Below are 24,033 nucleotides of genomic sequence, written 5' to 3'. Positions count from 1 at the left end.
CGCCGTCGTGCGCCTCGGCGCCAGGCCGCGCATCGAGAGCCGATGCGCGCCGTTAAAGCATAGACCGCGCGGCCCCGTTGCGGGGGCCGCGCGGCGTCGTCAGAACGTCGAACGCGTGCGCGTCACTTCGCGACGGGCATCGTGAACTCCGCGCCCTTCGCGATGCTGTCCGGCCAGCGCTGCATCACGCTCTTGTAGCGCGTGTAGAAGCGCACGCCCTCCGCGCCGTACGCGTGGTGATCGCCGAACAGCGAGCGCTTCCAGCCGCCGAACGAATGCCACGCCATCGGCACCGGAATCGGCACGTTGATGCCGACCATCCCGACCTGGATCTTCCGCGCGAACGCGCGCGCGATGCCGCCGTCGGACGTGAAGCACGACACGCCGTTCGCGAACTCGTGCGCGTTGACGAGCGCGACCGCGCTCGCGAAATCCGGCACCCGCACGACGGCCAGCACCGGCCCGAAGATTTCCTCGCGGTAGATCGACATGCCAGTCGTCACGCCGTCGAACAGCGTGCCGCCGAGAAAGAAGCCGCGCTCGCATCCTTCGACGACGTGGTCGCGCCCGTCGACGACGAGCTTCGCGCCCGCGGCGACCCCCGCGTCGATGTACGCGGACACCTTCGCGCGATGCGCGGCCGTCACGAGCGGCCCCATTTCGACGTCGGGTTCCATCCCGTTGCCGATCTTCAGTGTCCTCGCGCGCGCGGCGAGCCGCTCGACGAGCGCATCGGCGACGCCGCCCACCGCAACCGCGACCGAGATCGCCATGCAGCGCTCGCCCGCCGAACCGTACGCGGCGCCGACGAGCGCGTCGACGGCCTGATCCAGGTTCGCGTCCGGCATCACGACGAGATGGTTCTTCGCGCCGCCCAGCGCCTGCACGCGCTTGCCGCGCCGCGCGGCTTCGGTATGAATATATTCGGCGATCGGCGTCGAGCCGACGAACGACAGCGCGGCCACGTCGGGATGCGCGATCAGCGCGTCGACGGCTGTCTTGTCGCCGTGCACGACGTTGAACACGCCGTCGGGCAGCCCCGCTTCCTTCAGCAGCTCGGCGAGCCGGATCGACGCCGACGGATCGCGCTCGGACGGCTTCAGCACGAACGTGTTGCCGCACGCGATCGCGACCGGAAACATCCAGCACGGCACCATCATCGGAAAGTTGAACGGCGTGATCCCCGCGACGACGCCGAGCGGCTGCCGCAGGTTCCAGTTGTCGATGCCGCCGCCGATCTGGTCGGTGAAGTCGGTCTTCAGCAGATTCGGAATCCCGCATGCGAACTCGACGACCTCGATCCCGCGCATCACTTCGCCCTTCGCGTCCGAGAACACCTTGCCGTGCTCGCGGGTGATCAGCTCGGCGAGCTCGTCGTGATGGCGGTCGAGCAGCTCCTTGAACTTGAACATCACACGCGCGCGCTTGAGCGGCGACGTCTCGCTCCACGCGGGGAACGCCGCGGCCGCGGCTGCGACGGCCGCCTCGACTTCCGCGACGGTCGCGAGCGGCACACGCGCCGTCACCTTGCCGAGCGCCGGGTCGAACACGTCGCCGTAGCGGTCGCTCGCGCCGTCGAGCGCGCGGCCGCCGATGAAATGGGTCAGTGCGCGCACGCGCGAATCGTTCGAATGAGTGCTGCCGGTCATGTCGTCCTCCGTGTTTGCCGTTGCCGCTTTCCGTCGGGCACGCGCATCGCGTGCTTCGGAAACGAAGCGTACCCGCGAGCCCGGCGCCCGATCCAATGAGTTATGCTCAATTGCGTTATAAGCCGCGCTAATATTGCTCGATGGACCTGACTCTGCTCCGCGCGTTCGTCGCGGTCGCGCGCGAGGGCAACCTCACGCGCGCGGCGGCGCAACTGCATCTGACGCAGCCCGCCGTCAGCCTGCAGATCAAGAATCTGCAGGACCTGCTCGGCGTCGCGCTGTTCGCGCGCACGTCGCGCGGGCTCGTGCTCACGCGCGACGGCCAGGCGCTGCTGCCGCACGCGGAACGCGCGCTCGACGCGGCGACCGACGTGAAGCGCGCCGCCGCCGCGCTCAGGCACGAGGTGCGCGGCCGGCTGCGGATCGGCACGATCCTCGACCCCGAATTCCTGCGGCTCGGCGGCTTCCTGAAGCGGCTCGTCGAGGCGCACCCGCGGATCGAGACGGCGCTGCGGCACGGCATGTCCGGCTGGGTGCTCGAGCAGGTCCGCGCGCGCGAGCTCGACGTCGGCTACTACATCGGCCGGCCGGAGGAGGACGATCCGCGCGACGCCGAGCGCTTCCACACGGTGACGCTCACGCAGTTCCGCTATCGGGTGCTCGCGCCCGCCGGCTGGAAGGAGCGCGTGCAGCGCGCGCGCACGTGGCGCGAGCTCGCGGCGCTGCCGTGGATCTGGACGCCCGCCGCGTCCGCGCACCAGCGGCTCCTGTCGCGCCGCTTCGCCGACGCGGGCGCGCAGCCCGTCAAGGTCGCGGAGGTCGATCAGGAGACGTCGATGCTCGATCTCGTCAAATCGGGCGTCGGCCTGACGCTCGCGCGCGACTCGATCGCGCTGCGGGAGGCGCACGCGCACGCGCTCACGATCGTCGAGCACATCGCGGTGCCCGCCGAGCTCACGTTCCTCACGCTCGCCGAGCGCCGCGACGAACCGGCGATCGCCGCCGCGTTGCGCCTCATCGACGAGCAATGGGCGATATGAGCGCCGCTGATGATGGTCGGCGCGGCGGCTCGCACGCATAGGGGAGCGTGAAAAAGCAACGATGCGCGCCCGCACGGCCGGCGCGCGGCCTTTTCGCATCGCGTCAAAATCGCTCGCGCCCCGATAGAATAGAAATTTCTGGATGGTTTGTCCGGACCCGCAAACGCTCTTCACAGGAGACCCGCATGGCCCGCAACATCGAGATCAAAGCCCGCGCGCGCGAATTCGAACAACTGCGCGAACGGGCCGCCGAGCTGGCGACCGAGGCGCCGCTCTTCTACCGGCAGCAGGATTTCTTCTACGACGTGCCGCGCGGCCGCCTGAAGCTGCGCCGCTTCGAGGACGGCACGCCCGCCGAGCTGATCTTCTACCAGCGCGACGATCAGGACGGCCCGAAGGCGTCGTACTACACGCGCAGCCCGGTGACGAACCCGGACGCGATGCACGCGCTCCTCGCGACGGCGCTCACGACCCGCGGCATCGTGACGAAGGAGCGGCACGTCTATCTGGCGGGCCGCACGCGGATCCACCTCGACCGCGTCGACGGCCTGGGCGACTTCGTCGAGCTGGAAGTCGTGCTCGGGCCCGAAGACGACGAGGACGGCGGCCACGCGGAAGCGCACGCGGTGTTCGCGAAGCTCGGCGTGCCGAGCGACGATCTCGTCGCGGTAGCGTACGTCGATCTGCTCAACGCGCAGGCCGAGCCCGCCGCGTAATGCGCGCCTGCGCGCGTCACGCGGCGGGCGCGCTCGACGCCAGATGGCCGAGCGGCAGCGGCCCGTTGCGCTTGAACGTCGTGAGCACGATGTTCGAGCGAACGCTGTCGACGCCCGGCACCCGCATCAGCTTCTTCATCACGAACGACGACAGCGCATTCAGATCCGGCGCGACGATCCTGAGCAGATAATCGGCGTCGCCGACCACCGCGTGGCATTCGAGCACTTCCGGCAGCACGTCGATCTGCTGCTGGAACTGCTCGATGATCGAATCGCCGTGATGCTTGAGCTTCAGGCTCGTGAACGCGGTGACGCCAAGCCCGAGCCGCTCGGGCCGCAGCACGACGCGGTAGCCGTCGATCACGCCCGCCGCCTCGAGCCGCTGCAGCCGCCGGCCGATCTGCGACGGCGAAAGCGGCACCTCTTCGCCCAGTTGCTGATGCGTCGCGCGGCCGAAGCGCTGCAGCACGTCGAGCAGCGCCAAATCGAAGTGATCGAGTTCCAGCATGAGGATTCTCCGCGTAGTTGTGCATTTTGATGCATGATTATCGCATTTATATGCCAATATACGCCGACTTTGCGTCCAATCCGCGCGAACCCCGCTCTACACTTGTATGCATCCTCACCACTGATGCGAAGCAAGGCGTACACCATGTCCACCGTCGTCACCGCGAAACTGAAGGAACAGTTCGACGCGGGCCTCGAAACCCGCGCCGATTTCACCATCGATCAGCCGCTCGCCCGCTACGGCGGCGTCGACCATGCTGTGTGGAAGCAGTTGTATACGCGGCAGGCGGCGCTGCTGCGCGGCCGCGCGTGCGACGCGTTCATCGACGGCCTCGCGCGCATCGGTCTCGCGCCCGGGCGCGTGCCGTCATTCGCCGACGTGAACCGCCGGCTCGAGCCCGCGACCGGCTGGCGCATCGTCGCGGTGCCGGGCCTCGTGCCGGACGCCATCTTCTTCGAGCATCTCGCGAACCGGCGGTTTCCGGTCACCTGGTGGATGCGTCGCCCGGATCAGCTCGATTATCTACAGGAGCCGGACTGCTTCCACGATCTGTTCGGCCACGTGCCGCTCCTGATCGATCCCGTATTCGCCGACTACATGCACGCATACGGCCGCGCGGCGCTCGGCGTTGCCCGCGATCCGCGCGCGCTCGCGCTTCTCGCGCGCCTCTATTGGTATACGGTCGAATTCGGCCTGATCCGCGGCGCGCGCGGCGAAAACGGGCTGCGGATCTACGGCGCGGGCATCGTGTCGAGCAAGGGCGAGACGCTCTACAGCCTCGAAAGCGCGTCGCCGAACCGGATCGGCTTCGATCTCGAGCGCGTGATGCGGACCCGCTACCGGATCGACACGTTCCAGAAGACCTACTTCGTGATCGACGATTTCGCGCAGCTCTTCGCGCTCGCCGACGTTGACGCGCGCGCGCTCGCCGCGCGGCTCGCCGACGCGCCCGAGCACGCGGCGGGCGCCGTGCTTGACGGCGATCATGTGCTTACGCGCGGCACGGGCGAAGGCTGGGCAACCGACACAGACGCTTGACGAACAATTATGAAAGAATGGCCGATACGGCGCCCCGCCGCGCGAACGGGCACGGCCGCGCCGCCATCGGACGAGGTATGAAAATGATTCACAAGCTCACATCGGAAGAACGCAAGACGCAACTCGCAAGCCTGCCTCACTGGACCGCCGTTCCCGGCCGCGACGCGATCCAGCGCAGCCTTCGCTTCGCCGATTTCAACGAAGCATTCGGCTTCATGACGCGCGTCGCGATCAAGGCGCAGGAAATGGATCACCATCCCGAGTGGTTCAACGTCTACAGCCGCGTCGACGTCACGCTGTCGACGCACGACGCCAATGGTCTCACCGAGCGCGACATCAAGCTTGCGCATTTCATCGACGAAGTGGGCAAGCACGCGAAGGCTGCGTGATTACCCTGATGAGGATTCGATTTCGAATCGTCAACGTATCGCTTTCCGTAAGCGTTTTCTATGCTGAATAAAGCGAAAGCCTTCAGCTTTCCAAGCCGTTGTTAAGTAGAACGTAAGCGTCCCATGCGTTGCGCGCTTCAGGGTCCAATCCTTCCAGTTGCAGCGCACTTTGGCGCTGTACAATCAGCAACGCATACGGTTTGGAAAGCGCGCTAGCCTCTTCGCAGAGTTCGAGTTCGTCGCCGCTCGACGGCGAGCGGGCCCGCCAGAAATTGATCGCGGCTTCGAGTTCATGGATCGAGATGTCGGACATGATCGAAAGGTTCGTTGCTGGCCGTCCCGCTCGTTGCCGGGCCCCCGACGTTTTCGTGGAAACGGCGTCGTGCTGTCCCGCGTGCCTGAACCGCCAACCCATTGTACTTGAGCGAATCTCATGCGACTCCTTCTGATCGAAGACGACCGCCCCATCGCACGCGGCATTCAAAGCAGCCTCGAACAAGCCGGCTTCACGGTCGACATGGTTCACGACGGCATCTTTGCCGAGCAGGCGCTCGCGCAAAACCGCCACGAACTCGTGATCCTCGACCTTGGCCTGCCCGGCATCGACGGCATGACACTCCTGTCGCGCTTCCGCCAGACCAACCGCCACACGCCCGTCATCGTGCTGACCGCACGCGACGAGCTGAACGATCGCGTGCAGGGCCTCAATTCGGGCGCCGACGACTACATGCTCAAGCCGTTCGAGCCCGCCGAGCTCGAAGCGCGGATTCGCGCGGTGATGCGCCGCAGCGGCCCGCACAGCGACATGCCGCGCCCGGAAGTGTCGCTCGGCGGCGTGCGCCTGTCGGGCGTCGATCGCCGCATCTTCAACGACGACAAGCCGCTCGAGCTTTCGCCGCGCGAATTCGCGGTGCTCGAAATGCTGCTGCTGCGCCACGGCCGCGTCGTCAGCAAGGCGCAACTGCAGGATCACCTGACGCACTTCGGCGGCGATCTCGGCGACACCGCGATCGAAGTCTACGTGCACCGGGTGCGCAAGAAGCTCGAGCAGTGCCGTGTCGAGATCGTCACGGTGCGCGGCTTCGGCTATCTGCTGCAGGAAATACGCCAGACCGCGAGCGTCTGACGGTCTGACGCCGCATGCTCGACCCGCGCCGCTTCGCGAAGCGGCGCTTATTCTTTTCTTTCGCGCGATGTCCCCTGATCCGGCTGTGACCAGCCTGCGCCGCACGCTGCTGCGGCGCCTAGCCGCGCCGCTGTCGATGCTCGCGCTGATGAGCGGCCTCATTGCGTACTGGCTCGCGTGGCAATACACGCAGCACGTCGTCGACCGCTCGCTCGCCGATCTCGCAGCGGCGATCTCGAAGCAGATCCAGATCGCCGGCCCCGACGCGCCGTTCACGGTGCCGCCGCTCGCGCAGGCGATGTTCTCCGATCCGACCGAACAGTTGATCTACCGGATCAGCGACGGCGAGCACGAACTCGCCGGCGATCCGAAGCTGCCGCTGCAGGGCGCGAGCGTGCGCCGGATGCACGTCGCGTACGTGTTCGAGGCCGAATACGACAACCAGGCGGTGCGCGTCGCGCAGGTGCGGGTCGAGCAGACGGAAAGCGGCAATCCGATGATCGTCGAGGTCGCGCAGCCGGTGCGCTACCGCTACCGGATCGCGGCGGAATTCCTGATCGCGATCATGATGCCGCTGCTGTTGCTGCTGCTCGCCGGCTGGGGGATCGTGTGGCGCGTCGTCAATCAGCAGCTCGGCCCGCTCACGCATCTCGCCGATTCGCTGAACCGGCAGACTCACACGTCGCTCGAGCCCGTCGACGAAACCGAGGTGCCGCTCGAGATCCGGCCGCTCACGAGCGCGATGAACGCGCTGCTCGGCCGCCTGAAGACCGCGCTCGATGCGCAGCGCAAATTCATCGCCGACGCCGCGCACCAGCTCCGCACGCCGCTCACCGCCATCAAGCTGCACGCGGAGCAGGCGGCCGTCGCGCGCGATCCGCAGCAGGCGCTGACCGCGGTGCGCGAGTTGCGCTCGGCGGCCGACCGCGCGGTGCGGCTGTCGAATCAATTGCTGTCGCTCGCGCGCGCGGAGCCGGGCGAGCAGGCCGCCCGCTTCGTCGACGTCGATCTCGCCGGCCTCGCGTTCGAAACCGGCGCCGAATGGGTGCCGCGCGCGCTCGCCGCGCACGTCGACCTCGGCTTTCAACGCGGCGACGGCCGCGCCGACGACGAGCCGCTCGTCGTGCGCGGCAATCCGGTGCTGCTGCGCGAAGTGATCGCGAACCTGCTCGACAATGCGTTGAAGTACGTGCCGCTCGCGCGGCCGCAAGGCGCGCGGATCACGGTGGACGTCTCGCGGATCGCGCTCGACGACGGCAAGGCGGCGGCCGAGATCGTCGTCGAGGACAACGGCTCGGGCGTGAGCGCCGCGCAGCAGGCGGACCTGTTCAAGCGCTTCTTCCGCGGCGACGCGCAGAGCGGCAACGGCGTCGAGACGGGCGCGGGCCTCGGCCTCGCGATCGTCCACGACATCATCGCGATGCACGGCGGCACGGTATCGTATGCGGACGCGCCCGAAGGCGGCTCGCGCTTCGTCGTGCGCGTGCCGCTCGCGGACAAGCCGTCCGCGCCGGCGCCGCATCCGTCCGAATCGCCGACCGCTTCGGTCTGAAGCAATCGCAGCGTGCGCGGCTTGCGCCCGCACGCTGCGGCGCGACGCAACTCGACGCGCACGGTCGAGCCGCAAACGCACCGCGCTATCGCGCCGTCTTTCTTCGCAATCCGGAACGTCGACGCGAGGCTTGAAGGCCGCACTCGCGGCAATCGGCGCCGCGCCGAACGGCGCGCGCCGCCAGGCGTCACTTCTTCTTTTTCTTGTCCTTGCCGCCCTTCTTCGCCTTCCTCTTTTTCTTGCCTTCGCCGTCTTCCGACGTTGCAAGCAGCGTGCCCCGGCACGTCGCCGTGCCGCAACGGCACGCGTATTCGCGCTTGAGCTTCTTCGTCAGGCGCGCGTCGATCACGAGCCCGTAGTCGTAGAACAGTTCTTCCTGCTCGTCGATGTCGCGCAGCGCATGGATGTACACGCGCCCGCCCACCTCCTCGGCTTCGCAGTTCGGCGCGCACGAATGGTTGATCCAGCGCGCGCTGTTGCCGTCGATCTTGCCGTCGATCACGCCGCCCTCTTCGAGCGCGAAGTAGAACGTGTGATTCGGATCGTTCGGGTCGTGCGGATGGCGGCGCAGCGCCTCTTTCCACGAGATCCGCTCGCCCTTGTATTCGACTACGCGCTCCCCCGCCTTGATCGGTGCCGCGGCGAATACGCCCTTGCCGTGAACGCCCGAGCGGCGTACCACGATCCTGCGTGAACTCATCGAACGAATCCTTTGAAGACGACTTGGAACTGAAACGATCGCGCCGCGCATTGCGCGCCGGTCGCGCGGCTTCGTCCGTCGCGCCGCGTGCGGCGTGGGATGCCGCGCGCGGCGCCGGGTGCGAATCACCCGAATCCTACACGGTAGGGATTGCTTCGTTCAACATCGAATGGCCGCTCGATGCGCGAAGTCGCGCGAAATCCGCCCGAATCGCCAACTTTCGGCCGCATCGACAATCGAATCGGCATGCGCGGCGCTCAACGCTGGCCGAACGACACGTCGCCGAACAACGCCTTGTGCTCGCGCGGCTGCGAACGCCAGTACTGCGGCGGCGCACTGACCGTCGCACCGAGTTGCGCGGCCGCATGCCACGGCCAGCGCGGATCGTAGAGCATCGCGCGCGCCATCGCGACGAAATCCGCGTCGCCCGCTTCGATCACGCGATTTGCGTGCTCGGGATCGGAGATGAGGCCAACGGCGATCGTCGGCAGCTCCACCGCGCGCTTGACCGCCTGCGCGAACGGCACCTGATAGCCGGGCGACACCGGAATATTCTGAAGCGGCGACACGCCGCCCGACGATACGTCGACCCAGTCGCAACCGCGCCGCTTCAGTTCGCGCGCGAACGCGATCGTATCGTCGAGCTCCCAGCCGCCCGCCACCCAATCGGTCGCGGACACGCGCACGCCAACCGGACGATCGTCCGGAAACGCCGCGCGCACCGCGTCGAACACTTCGAGCGGAAAGCGCATCCGGTTTTCGAGCGAGCCGCCGTACGAATCTGCGCGACGGTTCGCGAGCGGCGACAGGAACTGATGCAGCAGATAGCCGTGCGCCGCATGGACTTCGAGCGCGTCGATGCCGAGACGCGCCGCGCGCTTCGCGGATTCGACGAACGCGCGACGAACGCGCTCGAGCCCCGCCGCGTCGAGCGCGAGCGGCGACGGCTCGTGCTCCCGATGCGCAACGGCGGAAGGCGCAAGCGGCTGCCAGCCGCCCCGGTCGACGGGAATCAGTTGTCCGCCGTTCCACGGCACGTCGCTCGACGCCTTGCGGCCCGCGTGCGACAACTGCATCGCGACGCGAATCGGCGAATGCTTGCGGATCGCCGCGAGCACGGGTTCGAACGCGGCTTCCGTCGCGTCGTTCCACAAGCCGAGATCCACGGGCGAAATGCGGCCGTCGGGCTCGACCGCCGTCGCTTCGATGCAAAGCAGCCCCGCCCCGGACAACGCGAGTTGACCGAGATGAATCATGTGCCATGCGCGCGCCTCGCCGTTTTCGGCCGAATACTGGCACATCGGCGAAATCACGATGCGATTGGGAAGCGTCACGCCGCGCAGCGTGAACGAAGAAAACAACGCACTCATGGCAGCCGCCCTCACGAACGAAGTCGAGCGGCCGAGGTTAGCATGCAGCGCAAAAGCTTGCCGCGGACGCGACGGCGCGGGGCATGGAAATGGAATTCGGCGGAAACGGCCAGCGCCGGCGATCGACAGCGAACCCGATGCCGTTTTCGTTTCGGACGAGCGCGGCCGCCCTGTTGCGCTATCGCCCTACAGCCCGACGGAATCGAGCCACTCGCCGAACATCCCGCGCGCCGCGCATTCGAGCGTCGGACCGAGTTGCGCGGTCTGTTCGCGCAATCGTTTCGCGTCGGTGCCGGGCGTCGCCGCGATCTCGCCCGCATGGCCGATCAGCCAGGGCTCGAAGCGGTCCGCGCGGATCTCCGGATGGCATTGGAGCGCGAGCACGTGCGTGCCCCACGAGAAAGCCTGGTTGCGGCACGCCGGCGTCGACGCAAGATGAATCGCGCCCGCCGGCAGATCGAACGTGTCGCCGTGCCAATGCAGCATCGACGTGATCGCACCGTCGACGTGGCGCAGCGGCGACGCGCGCCCGGCATCCGTCAGCGTGAGCGGGGTCCAGCCGAGCTCCTTCGCCGCGGCCGGATACACGCGCGCGCCGAGCGCCCGCGCGATCAACTGCGCGCCGAGGCAGACGCCAAGCGTCGGCAAGCCGGCTTCGATCCGCTTGCCGACGAGCGCCGCGAGCGGCGCCGTCGTCGGATACAGATCGTCGTCGTAGGCGCTGACCGGTCCGCCGAGCACGACGAGCAGCGACGGTTCGAGCGCGTCGAGCACCTCGACGCGGGAGGCGCCGACATCGACGTACCGCACGCGCCGGCCGCGCTCGCCGAGCACCTGCTCGAAACTCCCGAGGTCCTCGAAATGCACGTGGCGAATCGCGACGACTTCAGCGTTCATCAGCGCCTCCGGGCACGGCCGAGCGTTCGCTCGACGCGCATCACGCCTGCGCGAAGAGTTTCCAGGTCTTCTTCTGCGTCAGGGCATCCGCTTCCTCGTGCACCGCGCAATCGAGACGCAGATCGCTGTCCGCCATCGCCAGATCGAGCAGCGAGCAGCGGTACGTCGGCTTGCGCGCCGCCTTGCCCGGCTGGAAATGCTTGCACGTCACGCACATGCGGTGCGGCGGAATGTCGCCGTTGACCTGCAGCTCGCGCAGCGTCTTCAGCAGCGCGCGATACAGCACGCCCTGCTCGTCGCCGCCGAGCGTGCCGACCGCCTTCGACAGGAAGTCCGGCCACTGCAGCGCCTTCTTCGCCGCCGTGCGGCCGCGCGCGCTCAGACGCACCGCGAGCGCGCGGCCGTCGTCGAGTGCGCGACGCTTCTCGACAAGCCCCTTGTGCTCGAGCGTGCTCACCGCGTCGCTCGTCGTCGCGGCGGTCAACTGCGTTTCGCGCGCAATCTCGCCCAGACGCATCGGCCCTTTGCGCTGGAGCAGCAGCACGAGGATTTCACCCTGCGTCGGCGTCAACCCCGCGCCTTCCGCCCAATCCCATGCCTGGCTCCGCATAGCCGTGCTCAACCGCAACAGGCTATGGGTCACTCGCCCCGCAGCCTGGTTCCCGTAAACACCTTCGCTCATAGTCTTTTCGCTGTTGCCGGCCGTCTTTCGAAGGCGGCCGTTTGTGGGGAGATCAGGTCTCGATCTCTGTCTCAAAAGGGCGCACCCGGGCGAGCGCGTCCGACATGTTCGCCGCGAGGCACACGCCGCGAACCTGCACGCGGTTTCAGCACCCCCGTCGGCGCCGACCACCGCGAAGCCGACATTCTAAGCGAGAGCGGAAAATCGCACAGCTAAGTTATCCCACCAAACCTGTGGATAACCACCGAATAACCACAGGAACGGACTGTGCGCCGTTTCTTGACAACCTGCCGCACAGGCGAGCCGAAAAAAATTCCGTCCCGGCGCGTCCGCCGGAATTCCGGCGCGATCCGCATCGTTGTCAATGTCACAGGTCTTTGACTTTGTGGCGAAATATCAAGTTATCCACAGAATCGGCGGAGGCTTGTTAACTACTACTACGTTTACATACGTATACGTCGAGGTAAACCTGAACCGGTGCTCGTCGAGTGCGAGGATTTGCAAAACTATTTTTCACTCGCGCCACCGCAGGCACTGCTGGCGAACCGTTTCGTTCAGTGATTTTTCCTGCTTGAAGATCGTCCGCAGCCACGACGCGTCGTTCACGCGCGCCTTCGCGAGCGCGCCGATCTCGTCGAGCGCCGCGCGCGAGCCGAGCGCAGCCGCATGCGGTGCAATGCGATCGAGCGTGTCGAGGATGTCCTCGGCGATCGTCCGGCGTTCTCCCGTCTGCGGATTCACGCAAGTGCCCTCGAGCCCGAAGCGGCACGCTTCGAAACGGTTGAACGTGTAGACGAGATAGTCGTCCTCCGACAGCTTGAGCGGCCGGTCGATCAGCAGATAGCGCGCGAGCGTCTGGATGTAGCACGCGATCGCGGCCGCGCGGTCGACCGACAGCGGCGTGTCCATCACGCGCACCTCGATCGTTCCGTAGCCGGGCTTCGGGCGGATGTCCCAGTAGAAGTCCTTCATGCTGTTGACGACGCCCGTGTTCACCATCTTCGTGAAGTATTCCTCGAAGCCGTGCCAGGTGAGCACGAACGGCGCGCGGCCCGACAGCGGAAACGCGAACACGGAATTGAGGCGTGCCGAATGAAATCCGGTGTCGACGTTCTGCACGTACGGCGAGGACGCCGAAAGCGCAATGAAATGCGGAATGAAGCGCGACAGCGAGTGCAGCAGGAACAACGCGCTGTCGGCATCCGGACAGCCGATGTGCACGTGCTGGCCGAACACCGTGAACTGCTTCGCGAGGTAGCCGTACAGCTCGGAGATGTACTGGAAGCGCGGCGCGTCGAAGATCTGCCGCTCGCTCCATTGCTGGAACGCGTGCGTGCCGCCGCCGCAGAGGCCGACGTTGAGCTGGTCGGCCGCGTTGACGAGCGTGTCGCGGATGGCGTGCAGTTCGCCCAATGCCTGATCGTGCGTTCTGCATATGCCCGTCGACAGCTCGATCATGCTTTCGGTGATCTCCGGCGTGATGTTGCCGGGAAATTTCGCATCCTTGATGAGCCGCATCAGATCGGACGACGCTTTAGTCAGATCGTAGTTGTGCGTATTGACGATCTGGATTTCGAGCTCGATGCCGAACGTGAACGGTTCGGAATTGACGAAGGTTTCGAGTGCCATGGCGTGGTTCCGGATAACGGGGCGGTAAGCGTCGGGCGCGCGGATCAGCTCGCGTCGCGCCGCTCGCCGACGGCCGACAGGCTGCGATAAACGACAGGCGGCCCGATCAATTGCAGCACGACGATCGAGCACATGATGACCGCGCGCAGGCGCGGATCGAAATTCGGGTAGAGCTGGTAGGTGTCGTCGACGAGCAGGTACGCGAGCGCCGACATCGGCACGAGCGAGAAGCCGAGCGCGACGCCCTGCTTCACGCCGAGGCCGCTCGGCTTCGCGAACGCGAGCACGCCGACGAGCTTCGCGACAAAGCGCGTCGCGATCAGCGCGCCCGCGACGAGCCCGCCCGCGACGACGTCCTGCCATTCGAACGACGTGAGCGTCAGCACGAACAGGATCACGGTGAGAAGCCAGCCGGCCGTGCCGAAATGCTCGGGCCACAACTGCGGACGCGCTTCGAGATTCTTCACGATGATGCCGGCGAGCAGCAGCGTGAGCATCGTCGACAGCTTGAGCACCTGCGCGACCGCAATCGCCAGCACGACGAGGCCGAACAGCGCGACGAACGAATGCTCGTCGCGCATCGTCGCGGCGACGTGCCTGAACAGATAATTGCATGCGCGAGCGAACAGATACGCGACGATGAACGAGCCGGCGAGCAGATAGATCGGTTGCAGGATCGTCGCGAACACGTTGCCGTATGCTTCCTGATGCAGCCAGCTCGTGACGAGCTTCGTCAGCACGACTGCGTAGACGCTGTTCAGCGCGGACAGCGTGATGAGCCGCTGCGACACCTGCCCTTCCGCGCGCAATTCCGTCTTCAACTGGATCACCATCGCGGGCGACGTCGAGATCGCGATCGCCGCGAGCACGAGCGCGATCATCCCCGGCACCTTGAGCAGCAGCAGCACCGCGAGCACGAGCACGAACGTGAGCGTCGCCTCCGCGAGACTCGACGCGATGAGCCACGGGTTGCGGCGGATCCAGCGCAGGTCGAGCCGGCTGCCGAGCTCGAACAGCAGCAGGCCGAGCGCGACGTTGACGAGGAGCCGCGACGTGTCGTCGGTGCTCGCGTCGATCACGCCGAAGCCGAACGAGCCGGCGATGAGGCCGATCACCGCATAGCCCGTGATGCGCGGCAGGCGCCATGCGCGATAGCAGAGCTCGCCGCAGAGGCCGGCGGCGAAGAGCGCGAAGCCGGCCCAGAAAATCGCATCCGGGACGAGCGGCCAGTTGGGTAGAAACGAGAACGCTGACTTCATCGTGGTGACTTCTCCTTTGGAAGGCAACCTCCGGCGACGCGGATCGAGCGAGTCGAGCGAATGATGCGCGCTGGATGAGGGGTTGCCCTGTCGTTCGTTGTTCTGTACGACCGTTAGGACATGGGGTAAGCCCGCGTCGCTGAAAAGGGTGCGGTCAGTCGGGCTTGCGGCCGATCCGGGTCGGCCTGACGTGTGCGAATGGACAGCGCGATCTCAAATTCTCAGATTCGAATTCGAGCCGGCCGTTCCGTTGATGCCATCGTGGCGCTGCGCCACGACATGCGTGAAGGAAACCGATTGTGCCACAGGTCTCCCGGTCCGGATGGAAATCGGGCAGACGGTGGCCGATTGCAGGAGGCTAACCTCTTTATCTTGAGGTAAACCTGTATACATATGTAGTAAGAGTTAACAAGGCGGCCGATTTTCTGTGGATAACCCGCGTTTACGTCGGCGGATCATGTACTTGCGGACCGCATAACCGGATGCACAGCCTGTTTGCCCGCACAGAGTTTCGATGGGCAACTTTTTCGGGTCTGTGCGGCTGTGCGAAGTTACCCCGTTTACGTCCACATCGGTTGCACAGCGGTTGAGCGGGAAATTCGCGCGGTTATCCACAGGGCTGCGTGGATAACCGGCTGGCGCATCTGTGATGGCCGTCGCCGCGAGCGGCTCAGGCGACGCGGCCGTGCCGCAATGCGCGAACGAGGAAGCGGGCCGGGTCGATCGCTTCGGCGAGTTCGCGTTCGAGCGGCCACGGCTCCCCTTCGATCTGCGCGGCGATCAGCTCGGCGCCGAGCGTCGCCCAGACGAGCCCGCGCGAGCCGTAGCCGAATGCGCCGTAGAGGCCTGTCGCGCGCGGCACGTCGCGCAGTTTCGCGCCCGCCAGCGCGGCCGAATCGCGAGCGGCCGCCGCTTCGTCGCCGAGCTCGCCGACGAGCGGCAATCGGTCGCTCGCGACGCAGCGAAAGCCGACGCGGCCCGTGAGCGCGAGCGTATCGGGCGCGTTCGCGGAAAATGCCGGCAGCAGCCGTTCGAGCCGCTCGAGGTTTTCGCGATGGCCGGCTTCGCGCAGCGCCGCATCCGTGTCGTCCGGCTCGTAGGTCGCGCCCGTCAGCGTGACGCCGTTCGCGAGCGGCAAGACGTAGCCGTCGCCGATCACGGGCAGCGGCACGGCGGGCGCGCTGCCTGGCGGCAGCAGCGTCAACTGGCCGCGCACGCGCTGCGTCGGCGCGTGCCGCAGGCCGGCGACGCGCGCGGCATCGGCCGCATTCGCGACGATGACGACGCTCGCCTGCGCAATCGTCGCGCCCGACGCGTCGAGCGTGCGCCAGCGGCCGTCGCCGCCGCGCTCGAGCCGCGCGACTTCGACGCCGACGATACGCGAAAGCCTGTCGCCCGCCGCCGCGCACTGCGCGGCCGCGAGCGCGGCGGGGCTGATCGAGCCGCCTTGCGGAAACAGCCAGCCGCCGTGCGCGACGTCGGTTCGCAACAGCGCTTGCGCGTCATCGCGCGACAGCGTCGATGCGAGCTCGGCCGGCACGCCGAGCGCGTCGATGCTCTCGCGCATCCGTGCGAATTCGTCGTCCGATGTCGCGAGCTGCACGAGGCCATGCGCGCTGCGCGCGAACGCGTGGCCGGCGCGCTCGAGCGCGCGCCAGCGATTCAGCGCGTGCAGGAAGCCGGCGCGCGACAGACGGGCCGCGAGGTTGTCGTCGCGCGCGATCATCGGGTGGAACACGCCGGCGGGGTTGCCTGACGCCTCGCTCGCGATCCGTTCGCGGCGCTCGATCAGCGTCACGTGCCAGCCGCGCGCGGCGAGCCGTTCGACGAGCGCGCATCCGGCGAGCCCCGCGCCGATCACGATGGCATCGCGCGTGCCGACGTCGAGCGCGCGCGGCGGCTCATGGCGCCGCACGCGCCAGCGCGGCGCGAACTCGCCGACGAGCATCGCGCGCTTGCCGGCGAAGCCCTCGACTTTCCGATGCGCGAAACCCGCTTCGTCGAGCGCGCGCTTGACGGCGCCCGAGCTCGTATAGGTCGCGAACGTCGCGTGGTCGTCGGCGAGCTTCGCGAGCGACTTGAAGATCGCGGGCGACCAGAAATCCGCGTTCTTCGACGGCGCGAAGCCGTCGAGATAGAACGCGTCCGCGCGCAGCGCGAGATTGCGCAGCACGTCGAGCGCGTCGCCGAACACGAGCGTGAGCGTGACGCGCCCATCGTCGAATTCGAGGCGATGCACGCCCGGCGTCAGCGGGGGCCATACGTTCGCGAGCGCGTCGACGAGCGGCTCGATGGTTGTATATGCAACGATAGGCGCGGCCGCGCGACGCAGATCGCCGCGCGCGAACGGATGCTTTTCGACCGACACGAAGTGAAGCCGCTCGCCGTGCGACGGATCAGCGCGCCATGCGACCCACGTCGCAAGAAAGTTGCAGCCGGTGCCGAAACCCGTCTCGACGATCGTGAAAGTTCGCTTGTTCCGCCAGCGTTCGGGCAGGCCGTTGCCGCGGATGAACACGTGATCGGCCTGGGCGAGCGCGCCGGCCGCGCTGTGGTAGATGTCGCCGTAGAGGGGCGAGACGACGGTGCCGTCTTCGCGGAAGACGAGCGTCGCCGGAACGATTCGATCGGTCATGCGAAACAAAAAAGAAGGCGGCGAAAATGCGGCGAACCGCCGCGAAAGCCCCGTCCCGCCTGGCGTTGGCAAAATCCAACGAAACCGCGTGCGGGCTTCGGCCGAGCCGCGGCAAAGCCGGCTCGCGCGGCGCGAAAGCCGCGCGGAACGCGGCTAACTCGACAAAATTCGCTCGAAAATCTTTGAAACCCTTGTCGTTATTGGGTTTGCGCTGCGCTATCATAGCAAGCGCCGTATCGCGGAGCTGCCAGGAGGCAAACCCGACGGTGCGTTGCGCGGTGCAATACTTTGCGCCGTGCCGTTGCCACACACTATAGACGGCACGGTTCGCGCACGTATAATCGGCGCGTTCGCGCTGTTCGTGTCAACCTAACCTGGAAAGGAACCTTAATGAACAAACAGGAACTGATCGACGCCGTCGCCGCCCAAACGGGCGCCAGCAAGGCTCAAACCGGCGAAACGCTGGACACGCTCCTCGAAGTGATCAAGAAGGCTGTGTCGAAAGGCGACTCAGTTCAACTGATCGGCTTTGGCAGCTTCGGTTCGGGCAAGCGCGCAGCGCGCACCGGCCGTAACCCCAAGACGGGCGAGACCATCAAGATCCCGGCAGCCAAGACGGTCAAGTTCACGGCTGGCAAGGCGTTCAAGGACGCAGTGAACAAGCGCTGAAACGAGCTGTTCGCGAACAAAAAACCCGCTGGAAGCAGCGGGTTTTTTCTTTTCGGCGCGGCTTTTTTGCCACGCCGCATCGCCTTTTTCAATCTTTGACGATCAGTGGCGGTGGACGATTTCGGCGTCGTCGCCGCGGTCGTGATCATGATCGTGGTGGTCATGGTCGTGGTCATGATCGTCGACGTCCCACGCCGGGAACGGATCCGCGTAGCTCGTCCACGCGTCCTTGCCTTGCGCGTACTCCGCGTCGGTGAGCAGGCACGCGTCGAACTTCGCGCGCCACGCCGCCGCGTCGAGCCCGACGCCGATCAGCACGAACTCCTGCCGGCGATCGCCGATCGAGGTGTCGGCGAGGTCGCCGTGCCAGTCCGCGACGATCTCGTCGTACAGCGCGTCGCCCTCCTCCGGCCATTCGGCGCGATCCTGCGCCGCCCACCAGTGCCCGGCCGGACCGTGCCGGCACACGCCGCCCGCCTGCGACAGCGAGCCCGCGATGTCGTTGCGCGTCGCGAGCCAGAAGAATCCCTTGCTGCGCAGCACGCCTTTCCATTCTTCGTGCAGGAGCGCCCAGAGCCGCTCCGGATGGAACGGCCGGCGCGCGCGATAGACGAAGTGGCCGATGCCGTATTCGTCGGCCTCGCTGTGCACGTGGCCATCGCCTTGATCGCATTCGTCCTCATCGTCGCCGTGCCGATGCTCGAGCGACGCGAGCCAGCCCGGCGCGTTCGCGGCCGCGTCGAAATCGAAGCGGCCGGTGTTGACCACTTCGGCGAGCGGCACGTCGCCGAAGCGGCTCACGATCTGCCGCGCGCGCGGATTCAGGTTCGCGAGGATCCGCTGCAGGCGCGCGAGTGCGCCGGCGTCGACGAGATCCGCCTTGTTGATGACGAGCACGTCGCAGAATTCGATCTGCTCGATCAGCAGTTCGACGAGCGTGCGGTCGTCCTCGGCGGTGGCGGCGAGGCCGTGCTCCGCGAGCGCGTCATCGCGCGCGTAGTCGCGCAGGAAGTTGAACGCGTCGACGACGGTGACCATCGTGTCGAGGCGTGCGACGTCCTCGAGCGACGAGCCGTCGTCGTCGACGAACGTGAAGGTCTCGGCGATCGGCATCGGCTCGGCGATGCCCGTCGATTCGATCAGGATCGCGTCGAAGCGGTTTTCGGCCGCGAGGCGGCGGATCTCGACGAGCAGATCGTCGCGCAGCGTGCAGCAGATGCATCCGTTCGACATCTCGACGAGATGCTCCTCGACGTGCGACAACTCGGCCGCGTCGCGCACGAGCGTCGCGTCGACGCTGACGGCGCCGAGATCGTTGACGATCACGGCGACCTTCAGGCCGTCGCGATTCGCGAGGATGTGATTGAGCAGCGTGGTCTTGCCGGCGCCGAGGAAGCCGGACAGCACGGTGACGGGCAACGGCTGGTTCATTGCGGTGAGCACCAACGAAAAAAGCGGGAAGCGAGCCGCCGCGCCCCGAGGACGGGGGCGCCGGCGGGAAAGCCGCATTGTGCATCAAATATGGACAGACGGCCGCGCGCGGCCCGGCGCGCTAGCGCTGCGCGCTTTGCGTATCCTGCGCGGCGGGCGCGGGCATCAGCTTCCATCGAACGAGAATGTCGGCGATCTGCCGCGCGTACTTGTCGCGCAGCGAAGGCGTTTCCGAATGGTACGCGCCGACCGCCTGCCACGTGTTGCCGTACTTGTCCATCTTGCTGCGCAGATGCCAGGCGGCAATATAGACGCTCTTGCACGGCTCCATCAGCGTGTTCTTCGTGATCCCGTAGCGGGACAGCGTCGGCAGATGGATCGAGTTGATCTGCATGAGGCCGTAGTCGGTCGATCCGTTCGCGTTCTTGTTGAGCGCCTCCGGACGATTATGCGATTCCTGCCACGCGATCGCGCGCAGGATCAGCGGGTTCACCTTCTGGTACTTTGCGGCTTCGTCGTAACAGTCGGCGCGAGCCGGCGCGCTGGCGAACCATGCGCCGGCGGCGAACATCGCGATAATGACGAATCGCTTCCCCATCTGGAAATGAACCGGTGAATTGTTTTACGCTTCGCAGAAGGCCGGGAAAACCCGCACGCGCTTTTCGCGCGATGCCGCTCCGGCCGCCCGTATCATACCTGCAACCGAACGGTTCGCCACGCGGGGAGGCCACTCGGTTGGTTCGGACTACGGCGTTTGCCAATCACGTTTATACCGCATTATCGTGCCGGCGCTGGTCGAAACTTCGCATGCGAAAACTTACGTGCGGCATACGCGCCCGATTTTTTTATGGCGTAAGTGAGACAGTTCCCGGTTCAATGTGATATTTCGGACATGAAAAACTGCTAATGTCTGCTTTTTTGATCCTGACCTTACGTAATACCATCGGAAACGGTCGCCGCCGGCATCGATCCATCACTCCATGACAAGAACTCGCTTTGCTTTGCGGCGCGTCGCAACGGCGCTCGTCGTCGCCGGAATTGTCGCCGCGCAGGCCGCTCACGCTCAGGTCACGCTCAATTTCGTCAATGCGGACATCGACCAGGTCGCGAAGGCGATCGGCGCCGCGACGGGCAAGACGATCATCGTCGACCCGCGCGTCAAGGGACAGTTGAACCTCGTCGCCGAACGCCCCGTGCCGGAAGACCAGGCGTTGAAGACGATGCAGTCCGCGCTCCGGATGCAAGGTTTCGCGCTCGTCCAGGATCACGGCGTCCTGAAGGTCGTGCCGGAAGCCGACGCGAAGCTGCAGGGCGTGCCGACCTACATCGGCAACGCGCCGCAGGCGCGCGGCGACCAGGTCGTCACGCAAGTGTTCGAGCTGCGCAACGAATCGGCCAACAACTTGCTTCCGGTGCTGCGCCCGCTGATCTCGCCGAACAACACGATCACCGCGTATCCGGCCAACAACACGATCGTCATCACCGATTACGCGGACAACGTGCGCCGGATCGCGCAGATCATCGCGGGCGTCGACAGCGCGGCGGGCTCGCAGGTCGCCGTCGTGCCGCTGAAGAACGCGAATGCGATCGACATCGCCGCGCAACTCACGAAGCTGCTCGATCCGGGCGCGATCGGCAACACCGACGCGACGCTGAAAGTCACCGTGCAGGCCGATCCGCGGACCAACGCGCTGCTGTTGCGCGCGTCGAACGCGCAGCGCCTCGCCGCGGCGAAGAAGATCGCGCAGCAGCTCGACGCGCCGAGCGGCGTGCCGGGCAACATGCACGTCGTGCCGCTGCGCAACGCCGAAGCGGTGAAGCTCGCGAAGACGCTGCGCGGGATGCTCGGCAAGGGCGGCGAGAGCGGCTCGTCGGCGAGCTCGAACGACGCGAATGCGTTCAATCAGGGCGGCTCGCAGAGCGGCTCGAACTTCTCGACGGGCACGTCGGGCACCCCGCCGCTGCCGTCGGGGCTGTCGTCTTCGAGCACGTCGGGCGGCACGGGCGGCACGATGGGCGGCGGCGGGCTCGGCAACGCCGGCCTGCTGGGCGGCGACAAGGACAAGAGCGACGAGAATCAGCCGGGCGGCATGATCCAGGCCGACGCGGCGACGAACTCGCTCATCATCACCGCGTCGGACCCGGTATACCGGAACCTGCGCGCGGTGATCGACCAGCTCGATTTCCGGCGTGCGCAGGTGTATATCGAGGCGCTCATCGTCGAGCTGAACTCGAATACGGCCGGCAATCTCGGGATCCAGTGGCAGGTGGCGAGCGGCGCGCTGCTCGCCGGCACGAATCTCGCGGCCACCGCCGGCACCATTACGGGCAACAGCATCATCAACCTGACGGCTGGAAATGGCACGTCCACCGGAGCCGGGGTGGCCGCCAATCTCACCAGCCTCAACCAGGGGCTCAACGTCGGCTGGCTGCACAACATGTTCGGCGTGCAGGGGCTCGGCGCGCTGCTGCAGTACTTCGCAGGCGTGAGCGACGCGAACGTGCTGTCGACGCCGAACCTGATCACGCTCGACAACGAAGAGGCGAAAATCGTCGTCGGCGAGAACGTGCCGATCCCGACGGGCTCGTATTCGAACCTGACGAGCGGCACCACGAACAATGCGTTCAACACATACGATCGGCGAGACGTCGGCCTCACGCTGCACGTGAAGCCGCAAATCACCGACGGCGGCATCCTGAAGCTGCAGCTCTACACCGAGGATTCGGCGGTGGAGACTTCGACGCAAAATGCCGTGACGGGGCCGTCTTTCACCAAGCGTTCGATCCAGTCGACGATTCTCGCGGACAACGGCGAAATCATCGTGCTGGGCGGGTTGATGCAGGACAGTTACCAGGTCGCCAACAGCAAGGTGCCGCTTCTCGGCGACATTCCCTGGCTCGGGCAGTTGTTCCGTTCGGAAAGCAAGCAGCGGAAGAAGACGAACCTGATGGTGTTCCTGCGCCCGGTGATCATCAATGACCGCGAGACCGCGCAGGCGGTGACGGCGAATCGTTACGACTATATCCAGGGCGTGACGGGCTCGTACAAATCGGACAACAACGTCATCCGCGACAAGGACGACCCGGTCGTCCCGCCGATGCCGCTCGGCCCGAGCCAGGGCGGTTCGCCCGCGATGAACCTGTTCGATCTCGACAAGATGCGCCGTCAACAGCTCGCGCCGCCCGCGCCCGCCAGCGCGCCCGCGGCGGCGAGCGACGCCGGCAGCGCATCGCCGGGAGCCCGTCCGTGACGCAGGCGCTCGCGCAAGGCACTCAGGATCAGCCGGCCGCCGGCGCGCCGTCGCCGCTCGCCGCGCGGCTGTTGCCGTACGGCTTCGCGAAGTCCGGCCAGATCCTGATCGCGCACCAGCACGCGGACACGCTCGAAGTGTGGATCAGCGAGCGCACGAGCCCGGCCGCGCTCGCCGAGGTCGCGCGCAACTTCGGCGCGATCTCGTTGCAGCGCGTGCCGGCCGACGAGCTCGCGCAGGCGATCAACCACGCGTACGCGCGCCAGGACGGCAGCGCCGCGCAGATCGTCGGCGAGGTCGAGGGCGAGGTCGATCTGTCGCGGCTGATGCAGGACATCCCCGAGGTCGAGGATCTGCTCGAATCGGAGGACGACGCGCCGATCATCCGGATGATCAACGCGCTGCTCACGCAAGCGGCGCGCGAGCAGGCGTCGGACATCCACATCGAGCCGTTCGAGAATGCGTCGGTGGTGCGCTTTCGCGTCGACGGCACGCTGCGCGACGTCGTGCGGCCGAAGAAGGCGCTGCACGGCGCGCTGATCTCGCGGATCAAGATCATGGCGCAGCTCGACATCGCCGAGAAGCGCCTGCCGCAGGACGGCCGGATCACGCTGCGCGTGGGCGGGCGGCCCGTCGACGTGCGGGTGTCGACGCTGCCGACCGGGCACGGCGAGCGCGCGGTGCTGCGTCTGCTGGAGAAGGATGCGCAGCGGCTGAACCTCGAAGCGCTCGGCATGGGCCGTGACACGCTCGTGCAGTTCGACAAGCTGATCTCGCGCCCGCACGGCATCGTGCTCGTCACGGGGCCGACCGGCTCGGGCAAGACGACGACGCTGTACGCGTCGATGTCGCGGCTCGAGACCGCGACGACCAACATCATGACCGTCGAGGACCCGATCGAATACGATCTGTCCGGCATCGGCCAGACGCAGGTGAACGAGCGGATCGGGATGACGTTCGCGCGCGCGCTGCGCTCGATCCTGCGCCAGGACCCGGACATCATCATGATCGGCGAAATCCGCGATCTCGAGACCGCGCAAATCGCGGTGCAGGCGTCGCTGACGGGCCACCTGGTGCTCGCGACGCTGCACACGAACGATGCGGCGTCGGCCGTCACGCGTCTCACGGACATGGGCGTCGAGCCGTATCTGCTCGCGTCGTCGCTGCTCGGCGTGCTCGCGCAGCGCCTCGTGCGCCAGCTCTGCCCGGTGTGCAAGGAGGAGCGGCGCGAGGACGGCCGCGCGGTCTGGCATCCGGTCGGCTGCGACAAGTGCGGGCATTCGGGCTACACGGGACGCCGCGGCGTGTATGAGCTGCTCACCGTTGACGATTCGATCCGCTCGCTGATCCACCGCAACGCGGCCGACGCCGAGATTCTCGCGACCGGCCGCGCGAACGGGATGCGCACGCTGCGCGACGACGCCGAGCGCTGGCTCGCGGCGGGGGCGACGTCGCTCGAGGAAGTGCTGCGCGTGACGGGAGGCGCATAGCG

The 24,033-nt window shown here is 66.6% G+C and carries 22 protein-coding genes; 10 read left to right on the top strand and 12 right to left on the bottom strand.

The window, feature by feature from the left end:
• Positions 1-122 precede the first annotated feature (122 nt).
• On the bottom strand, positions 123-1,649 hold the full coding sequence (locus tag WS92_RS29015) for a CoA-acylating methylmalonate-semialdehyde dehydrogenase (protein WP_006023958.1): 1,527 nt from the start codon (positions 1,647-1,649) through the stop codon (positions 123-125).
• Between the two features lie 140 nt (positions 1,650-1,789).
• Here WS92_RS29015 and WS92_RS29010 point away from each other — a divergent pair, with 140 nt between their 5' ends.
• Positions 1,790-2,689, top strand: a complete 900-nt coding sequence (locus WS92_RS29010; protein ID WP_059933129.1) for a LysR family transcriptional regulator — start codon at positions 1,790-1,792, stop codon at positions 2,687-2,689.
• Positions 2,690-2,874: 185 nt separating this feature from the next.
• A complete protein-coding gene (locus WS92_RS29005) occupies positions 2,875-3,405 on the top strand; it encodes a class IV adenylate cyclase (protein ID WP_006023961.1) in 531 nt (176 codons plus the stop codon).
• 16 nt (positions 3,406-3,421) lie between these two features.
• Here the strand turns inward: WS92_RS29005 and WS92_RS29000 are convergent, their stop codons facing one another.
• Entirely contained in the window at positions 3,422-3,913 is a 492-nt protein-coding gene (locus WS92_RS29000; protein ID WP_059933127.1) for an Lrp/AsnC family transcriptional regulator, read from the bottom strand.
• Between the two features lie 144 nt (positions 3,914-4,057).
• Between WS92_RS29000 and phhA the strand changes: the two genes are divergently transcribed.
• Complete coding sequence (gene phhA / locus WS92_RS28995; protein WP_059933197.1) at positions 4,058-4,951, top strand: phenylalanine 4-monooxygenase; 894 nt, start codon at positions 4,058-4,060, stop codon at positions 4,949-4,951.
• A 17-nt stretch (positions 4,952-4,968) separates the two neighbouring features.
• Positions 4,969-5,340, top strand: coding sequence for a 4a-hydroxytetrahydrobiopterin dehydratase (locus WS92_RS28990; RefSeq protein WP_258006885.1), 372 nt, complete (start codon positions 4,969-4,971; stop codon positions 5,338-5,340).
• 82 nt (positions 5,341-5,422) lie between these two features.
• On the opposite strand, the gene WS92_RS28985 is transcribed toward WS92_RS28990, so the two are convergent.
• Positions 5,423-5,653: a DUF3717 domain-containing protein gene (locus WS92_RS28985; protein ID WP_059933124.1), complete on the bottom strand. Its 231-nt coding sequence runs from the start codon at positions 5,651-5,653 to the stop codon at positions 5,423-5,425.
• A 120-nt stretch (positions 5,654-5,773) separates the two neighbouring features.
• On the opposite strand from WS92_RS28985, the gene WS92_RS28980 reads away from it, so the two are divergent.
• Positions 5,774-6,466, top strand: a complete 693-nt coding sequence (locus WS92_RS28980; RefSeq protein ID WP_004195796.1) for a response regulator transcription factor — start codon at positions 5,774-5,776, stop codon at positions 6,464-6,466.
• A gap of 85 nt (positions 6,467-6,551) precedes the next feature.
• A complete protein-coding gene (locus tag WS92_RS28975; protein ID WP_006023966.1) occupies positions 6,552-8,018 on the top strand; it encodes a sensor histidine kinase in 1,467 nt (488 codons plus the stop codon).
• Between the two features lie 187 nt (positions 8,019-8,205).
• Here the strand turns inward: WS92_RS28975 and WS92_RS28970 are convergent, their stop codons facing one another.
• From WS92_RS28970 to WS92_RS28955, 4 genes are all read right to left on the bottom strand, one after another.
• Positions 8,206-8,718 carry an SET domain-containing protein gene (locus WS92_RS28970; protein WP_009914042.1) on the bottom strand — a complete coding sequence of 171 codons (513 nt, stop codon included), beginning with the start codon at positions 8,716-8,718 and terminating at the stop codon, positions 8,206-8,208.
• Positions 8,719-8,975: 257 nt separating this feature from the next.
• Entirely contained in the window at positions 8,976-10,088 is a 1,113-nt protein-coding gene (locus WS92_RS28965; RefSeq protein ID WP_059933122.1) for an NADH:flavin oxidoreductase/NADH oxidase, read from the bottom strand.
• A 186-nt stretch (positions 10,089-10,274) separates the two neighbouring features.
• A complete protein-coding gene (locus WS92_RS28960) occupies positions 10,275-10,985 on the bottom strand; it encodes a glutamine amidotransferase (RefSeq protein ID WP_059933120.1) in 711 nt (236 codons plus the stop codon).
• A gap of 40 nt (positions 10,986-11,025) precedes the next feature.
• The gene (locus WS92_RS28955) at positions 11,026-11,667 is read right to left on the bottom strand and encodes a MarR family winged helix-turn-helix transcriptional regulator (protein ID WP_041861548.1); all 642 of its coding nucleotides are present in this window, start codon (positions 11,665-11,667) and stop codon (positions 11,026-11,028) included.
• On the opposite strand from WS92_RS28955, the gene WS92_RS33750 reads away from it, so the two are divergent.
• Positions 11,620-11,883, top strand: a complete 264-nt coding sequence (locus WS92_RS33750) for a hypothetical protein (protein ID WP_009914046.1) — start codon at positions 11,620-11,622, stop codon at positions 11,881-11,883. The genes WS92_RS28955 and WS92_RS33750 overlap by 48 nt on opposite strands.
• A 297-nt stretch (positions 11,884-12,180) precedes the next feature.
• On the opposite strand, the gene WS92_RS28950 is transcribed toward WS92_RS33750, so the two are convergent.
• From WS92_RS28950 to mnmC, 3 genes are all read right to left on the bottom strand, one after another.
• Positions 12,181-13,296, bottom strand: a complete 1,116-nt coding sequence (locus tag WS92_RS28950; RefSeq protein WP_006023971.1) for a YbdK family carboxylate-amine ligase — start codon at positions 13,294-13,296, stop codon at positions 12,181-12,183.
• A 44-nt stretch (positions 13,297-13,340) separates the two neighbouring features.
• Positions 13,341-14,555 carry a cation:proton antiporter gene (locus tag WS92_RS28945; RefSeq protein ID WP_059933116.1) on the bottom strand — a complete coding sequence of 405 codons (1,215 nt, stop codon included), beginning with the start codon at positions 14,553-14,555 and terminating at the stop codon, positions 13,341-13,343.
• Positions 14,556-15,225: 670 nt separating this feature from the next.
• Positions 15,226-17,190 (bottom strand): bifunctional tRNA (5-methylaminomethyl-2-thiouridine)(34)-methyltransferase MnmC2/FAD-dependent 5-carboxymethylaminomethyl-2-thiouridine(34) oxidoreductase MnmC1, encoded by a 1,965-nt coding sequence (mnmC, locus tag WS92_RS28940; protein WP_059933114.1) that lies wholly within the window; start codon positions 17,188-17,190, stop codon positions 15,226-15,228.
• Between the two features lie 390 nt (positions 17,191-17,580).
• Between mnmC and WS92_RS28935 the strand changes: the two genes are divergently transcribed.
• The gene (locus WS92_RS28935; RefSeq protein WP_004195781.1) at positions 17,581-17,859 is read left to right on the top strand and encodes an HU family DNA-binding protein; all 279 of its coding nucleotides are present in this window, start codon (positions 17,581-17,583) and stop codon (positions 17,857-17,859) included.
• A gap of 102 nt (positions 17,860-17,961) precedes the next feature.
• On the opposite strand, the gene WS92_RS28930 is transcribed toward WS92_RS28935, so the two are convergent.
• Both WS92_RS28930 and WS92_RS28925 read right to left on the bottom strand, forming a co-directional pair.
• A complete protein-coding gene (locus WS92_RS28930; protein WP_059933112.1) occupies positions 17,962-19,290 on the bottom strand; it encodes a GTP-binding protein in 1,329 nt (442 codons plus the stop codon).
• A gap of 121 nt (positions 19,291-19,411) precedes the next feature.
• Complete coding sequence (locus tag WS92_RS28925; RefSeq protein WP_006023976.1) at positions 19,412-19,888, bottom strand: lytic transglycosylase domain-containing protein; 477 nt, start codon at positions 19,886-19,888, stop codon at positions 19,412-19,414.
• Between the two features lie 382 nt (positions 19,889-20,270).
• Between WS92_RS28925 and gspD the strand changes: the two genes are divergently transcribed.
• A complete protein-coding gene (gene gspD, locus WS92_RS28920; protein WP_015602274.1) occupies positions 20,271-22,541 on the top strand; it encodes a type II secretion system secretin GspD in 2,271 nt (756 codons plus the stop codon).
• Positions 22,538-24,031, top strand: a complete 1,494-nt coding sequence (gene gspE / locus WS92_RS28915) for a type II secretion system ATPase GspE (RefSeq protein ID WP_041861546.1) — start codon at positions 22,538-22,540, stop codon at positions 24,029-24,031. Before gspD ends, gspE begins: the two co-directional genes overlap by 4 nt.
• Positions 24,032-24,033: the final 2 nt, after the last annotated feature.

The sequence above is a fragment of the Burkholderia sp. MSMB1588 genome (genome assembly GCF_001546925.1).
Taxonomy (GTDB): Bacteria; Pseudomonadota; Gammaproteobacteria; order Burkholderiales; family Burkholderiaceae; genus Burkholderia; species Burkholderia humptydooensis.
The sequence above is the reverse complement of the archived record's forward strand: the minus strand, read 5'-3'. Positions and strand labels throughout refer to the sequence as shown.

Bases quoted from the DNA above. Each gene is read 5' to 3' on its own strand.
- WS92_RS29015 (WP_006023958.1), bottom strand. From the start codon at position 1,649: ATGACCGGCAGCACTCATTCGAACGATTCGCGCGTGCGCGCACTGACC.
- WS92_RS29010 (WP_059933129.1), top strand. From the start codon at position 1,790: ATGGACCTGACTCTGCTCCGCGCGTTCGTCGCGGTCGCGCGCGAGGGC.
- WS92_RS29005 (WP_006023961.1), top strand. From the start codon at position 2,875: ATGGCCCGCAACATCGAGATCAAAGCCCGCGCGCGCGAATTCGAACAA.
- WS92_RS29000 (WP_059933127.1), bottom strand. From the start codon at position 3,913: ATGCTGGAACTCGATCACTTCGATTTGGCGCTGCTCGACGTGCTGCAG.
- phhA (WP_059933197.1), top strand. From the start codon at position 4,058: ATGTCCACCGTCGTCACCGCGAAACTGAAGGAACAGTTCGACGCGGGC.
- WS92_RS28990 (WP_258006885.1), top strand. From the start codon at position 4,969: ATGGCCGATACGGCGCCCCGCCGCGCGAACGGGCACGGCCGCGCCGCC.
- WS92_RS28985 (WP_059933124.1), bottom strand. From the start codon at position 5,653: ATGTCCGACATCTCGATCCATGAACTCGAAGCCGCGATCAATTTCTGG.
- WS92_RS28980 (WP_004195796.1), top strand. From the start codon at position 5,774: ATGCGACTCCTTCTGATCGAAGACGACCGCCCCATCGCACGCGGCATT.
- WS92_RS28970 (WP_009914042.1), bottom strand. From the start codon at position 8,718: ATGAGTTCACGCAGGATCGTGGTACGCCGCTCGGGCGTTCACGGCAAG.
- WS92_RS28965 (WP_059933122.1), bottom strand. From the start codon at position 10,088: ATGAGTGCGTTGTTTTCTTCGTTCACGCTGCGCGGCGTGACGCTTCCC.
- WS92_RS28960 (WP_059933120.1), bottom strand. From the start codon at position 10,985: ATGAACGCTGAAGTCGTCGCGATTCGCCACGTGCATTTCGAGGACCTC.
- WS92_RS33750 (WP_009914046.1), top strand. From the start codon at position 11,620: ATGGGTCACTCGCCCCGCAGCCTGGTTCCCGTAAACACCTTCGCTCAT.
- WS92_RS28955 (WP_041861548.1), bottom strand. From the start codon at position 11,667: ATGAGCGAAGGTGTTTACGGGAACCAGGCTGCGGGGCGAGTGACCCAT.
- WS92_RS28950 (WP_006023971.1), bottom strand. From the start codon at position 13,296: ATGGCACTCGAAACCTTCGTCAATTCCGAACCGTTCACGTTCGGCATC.
- WS92_RS28945 (WP_059933116.1), bottom strand. From the start codon at position 14,555: ATGAAGTCAGCGTTCTCGTTTCTACCCAACTGGCCGCTCGTCCCGGAT.
- mnmC (WP_059933114.1), bottom strand. From the start codon at position 17,190: ATGACCGATCGAATCGTTCCGGCGACGCTCGTCTTCCGCGAAGACGGC.
- WS92_RS28935 (WP_004195781.1), top strand. From the start codon at position 17,581: ATGAACAAACAGGAACTGATCGACGCCGTCGCCGCCCAAACGGGCGCC.
- WS92_RS28930 (WP_059933112.1), bottom strand. From the start codon at position 19,290: ATGAACCAGCCGTTGCCCGTCACCGTGCTGTCCGGCTTCCTCGGCGCC.
- WS92_RS28925 (WP_006023976.1), bottom strand. From the start codon at position 19,888: ATGGGGAAGCGATTCGTCATTATCGCGATGTTCGCCGCCGGCGCATGG.
- gspD (WP_015602274.1), top strand. From the start codon at position 20,271: ATGACAAGAACTCGCTTTGCTTTGCGGCGCGTCGCAACGGCGCTCGTC.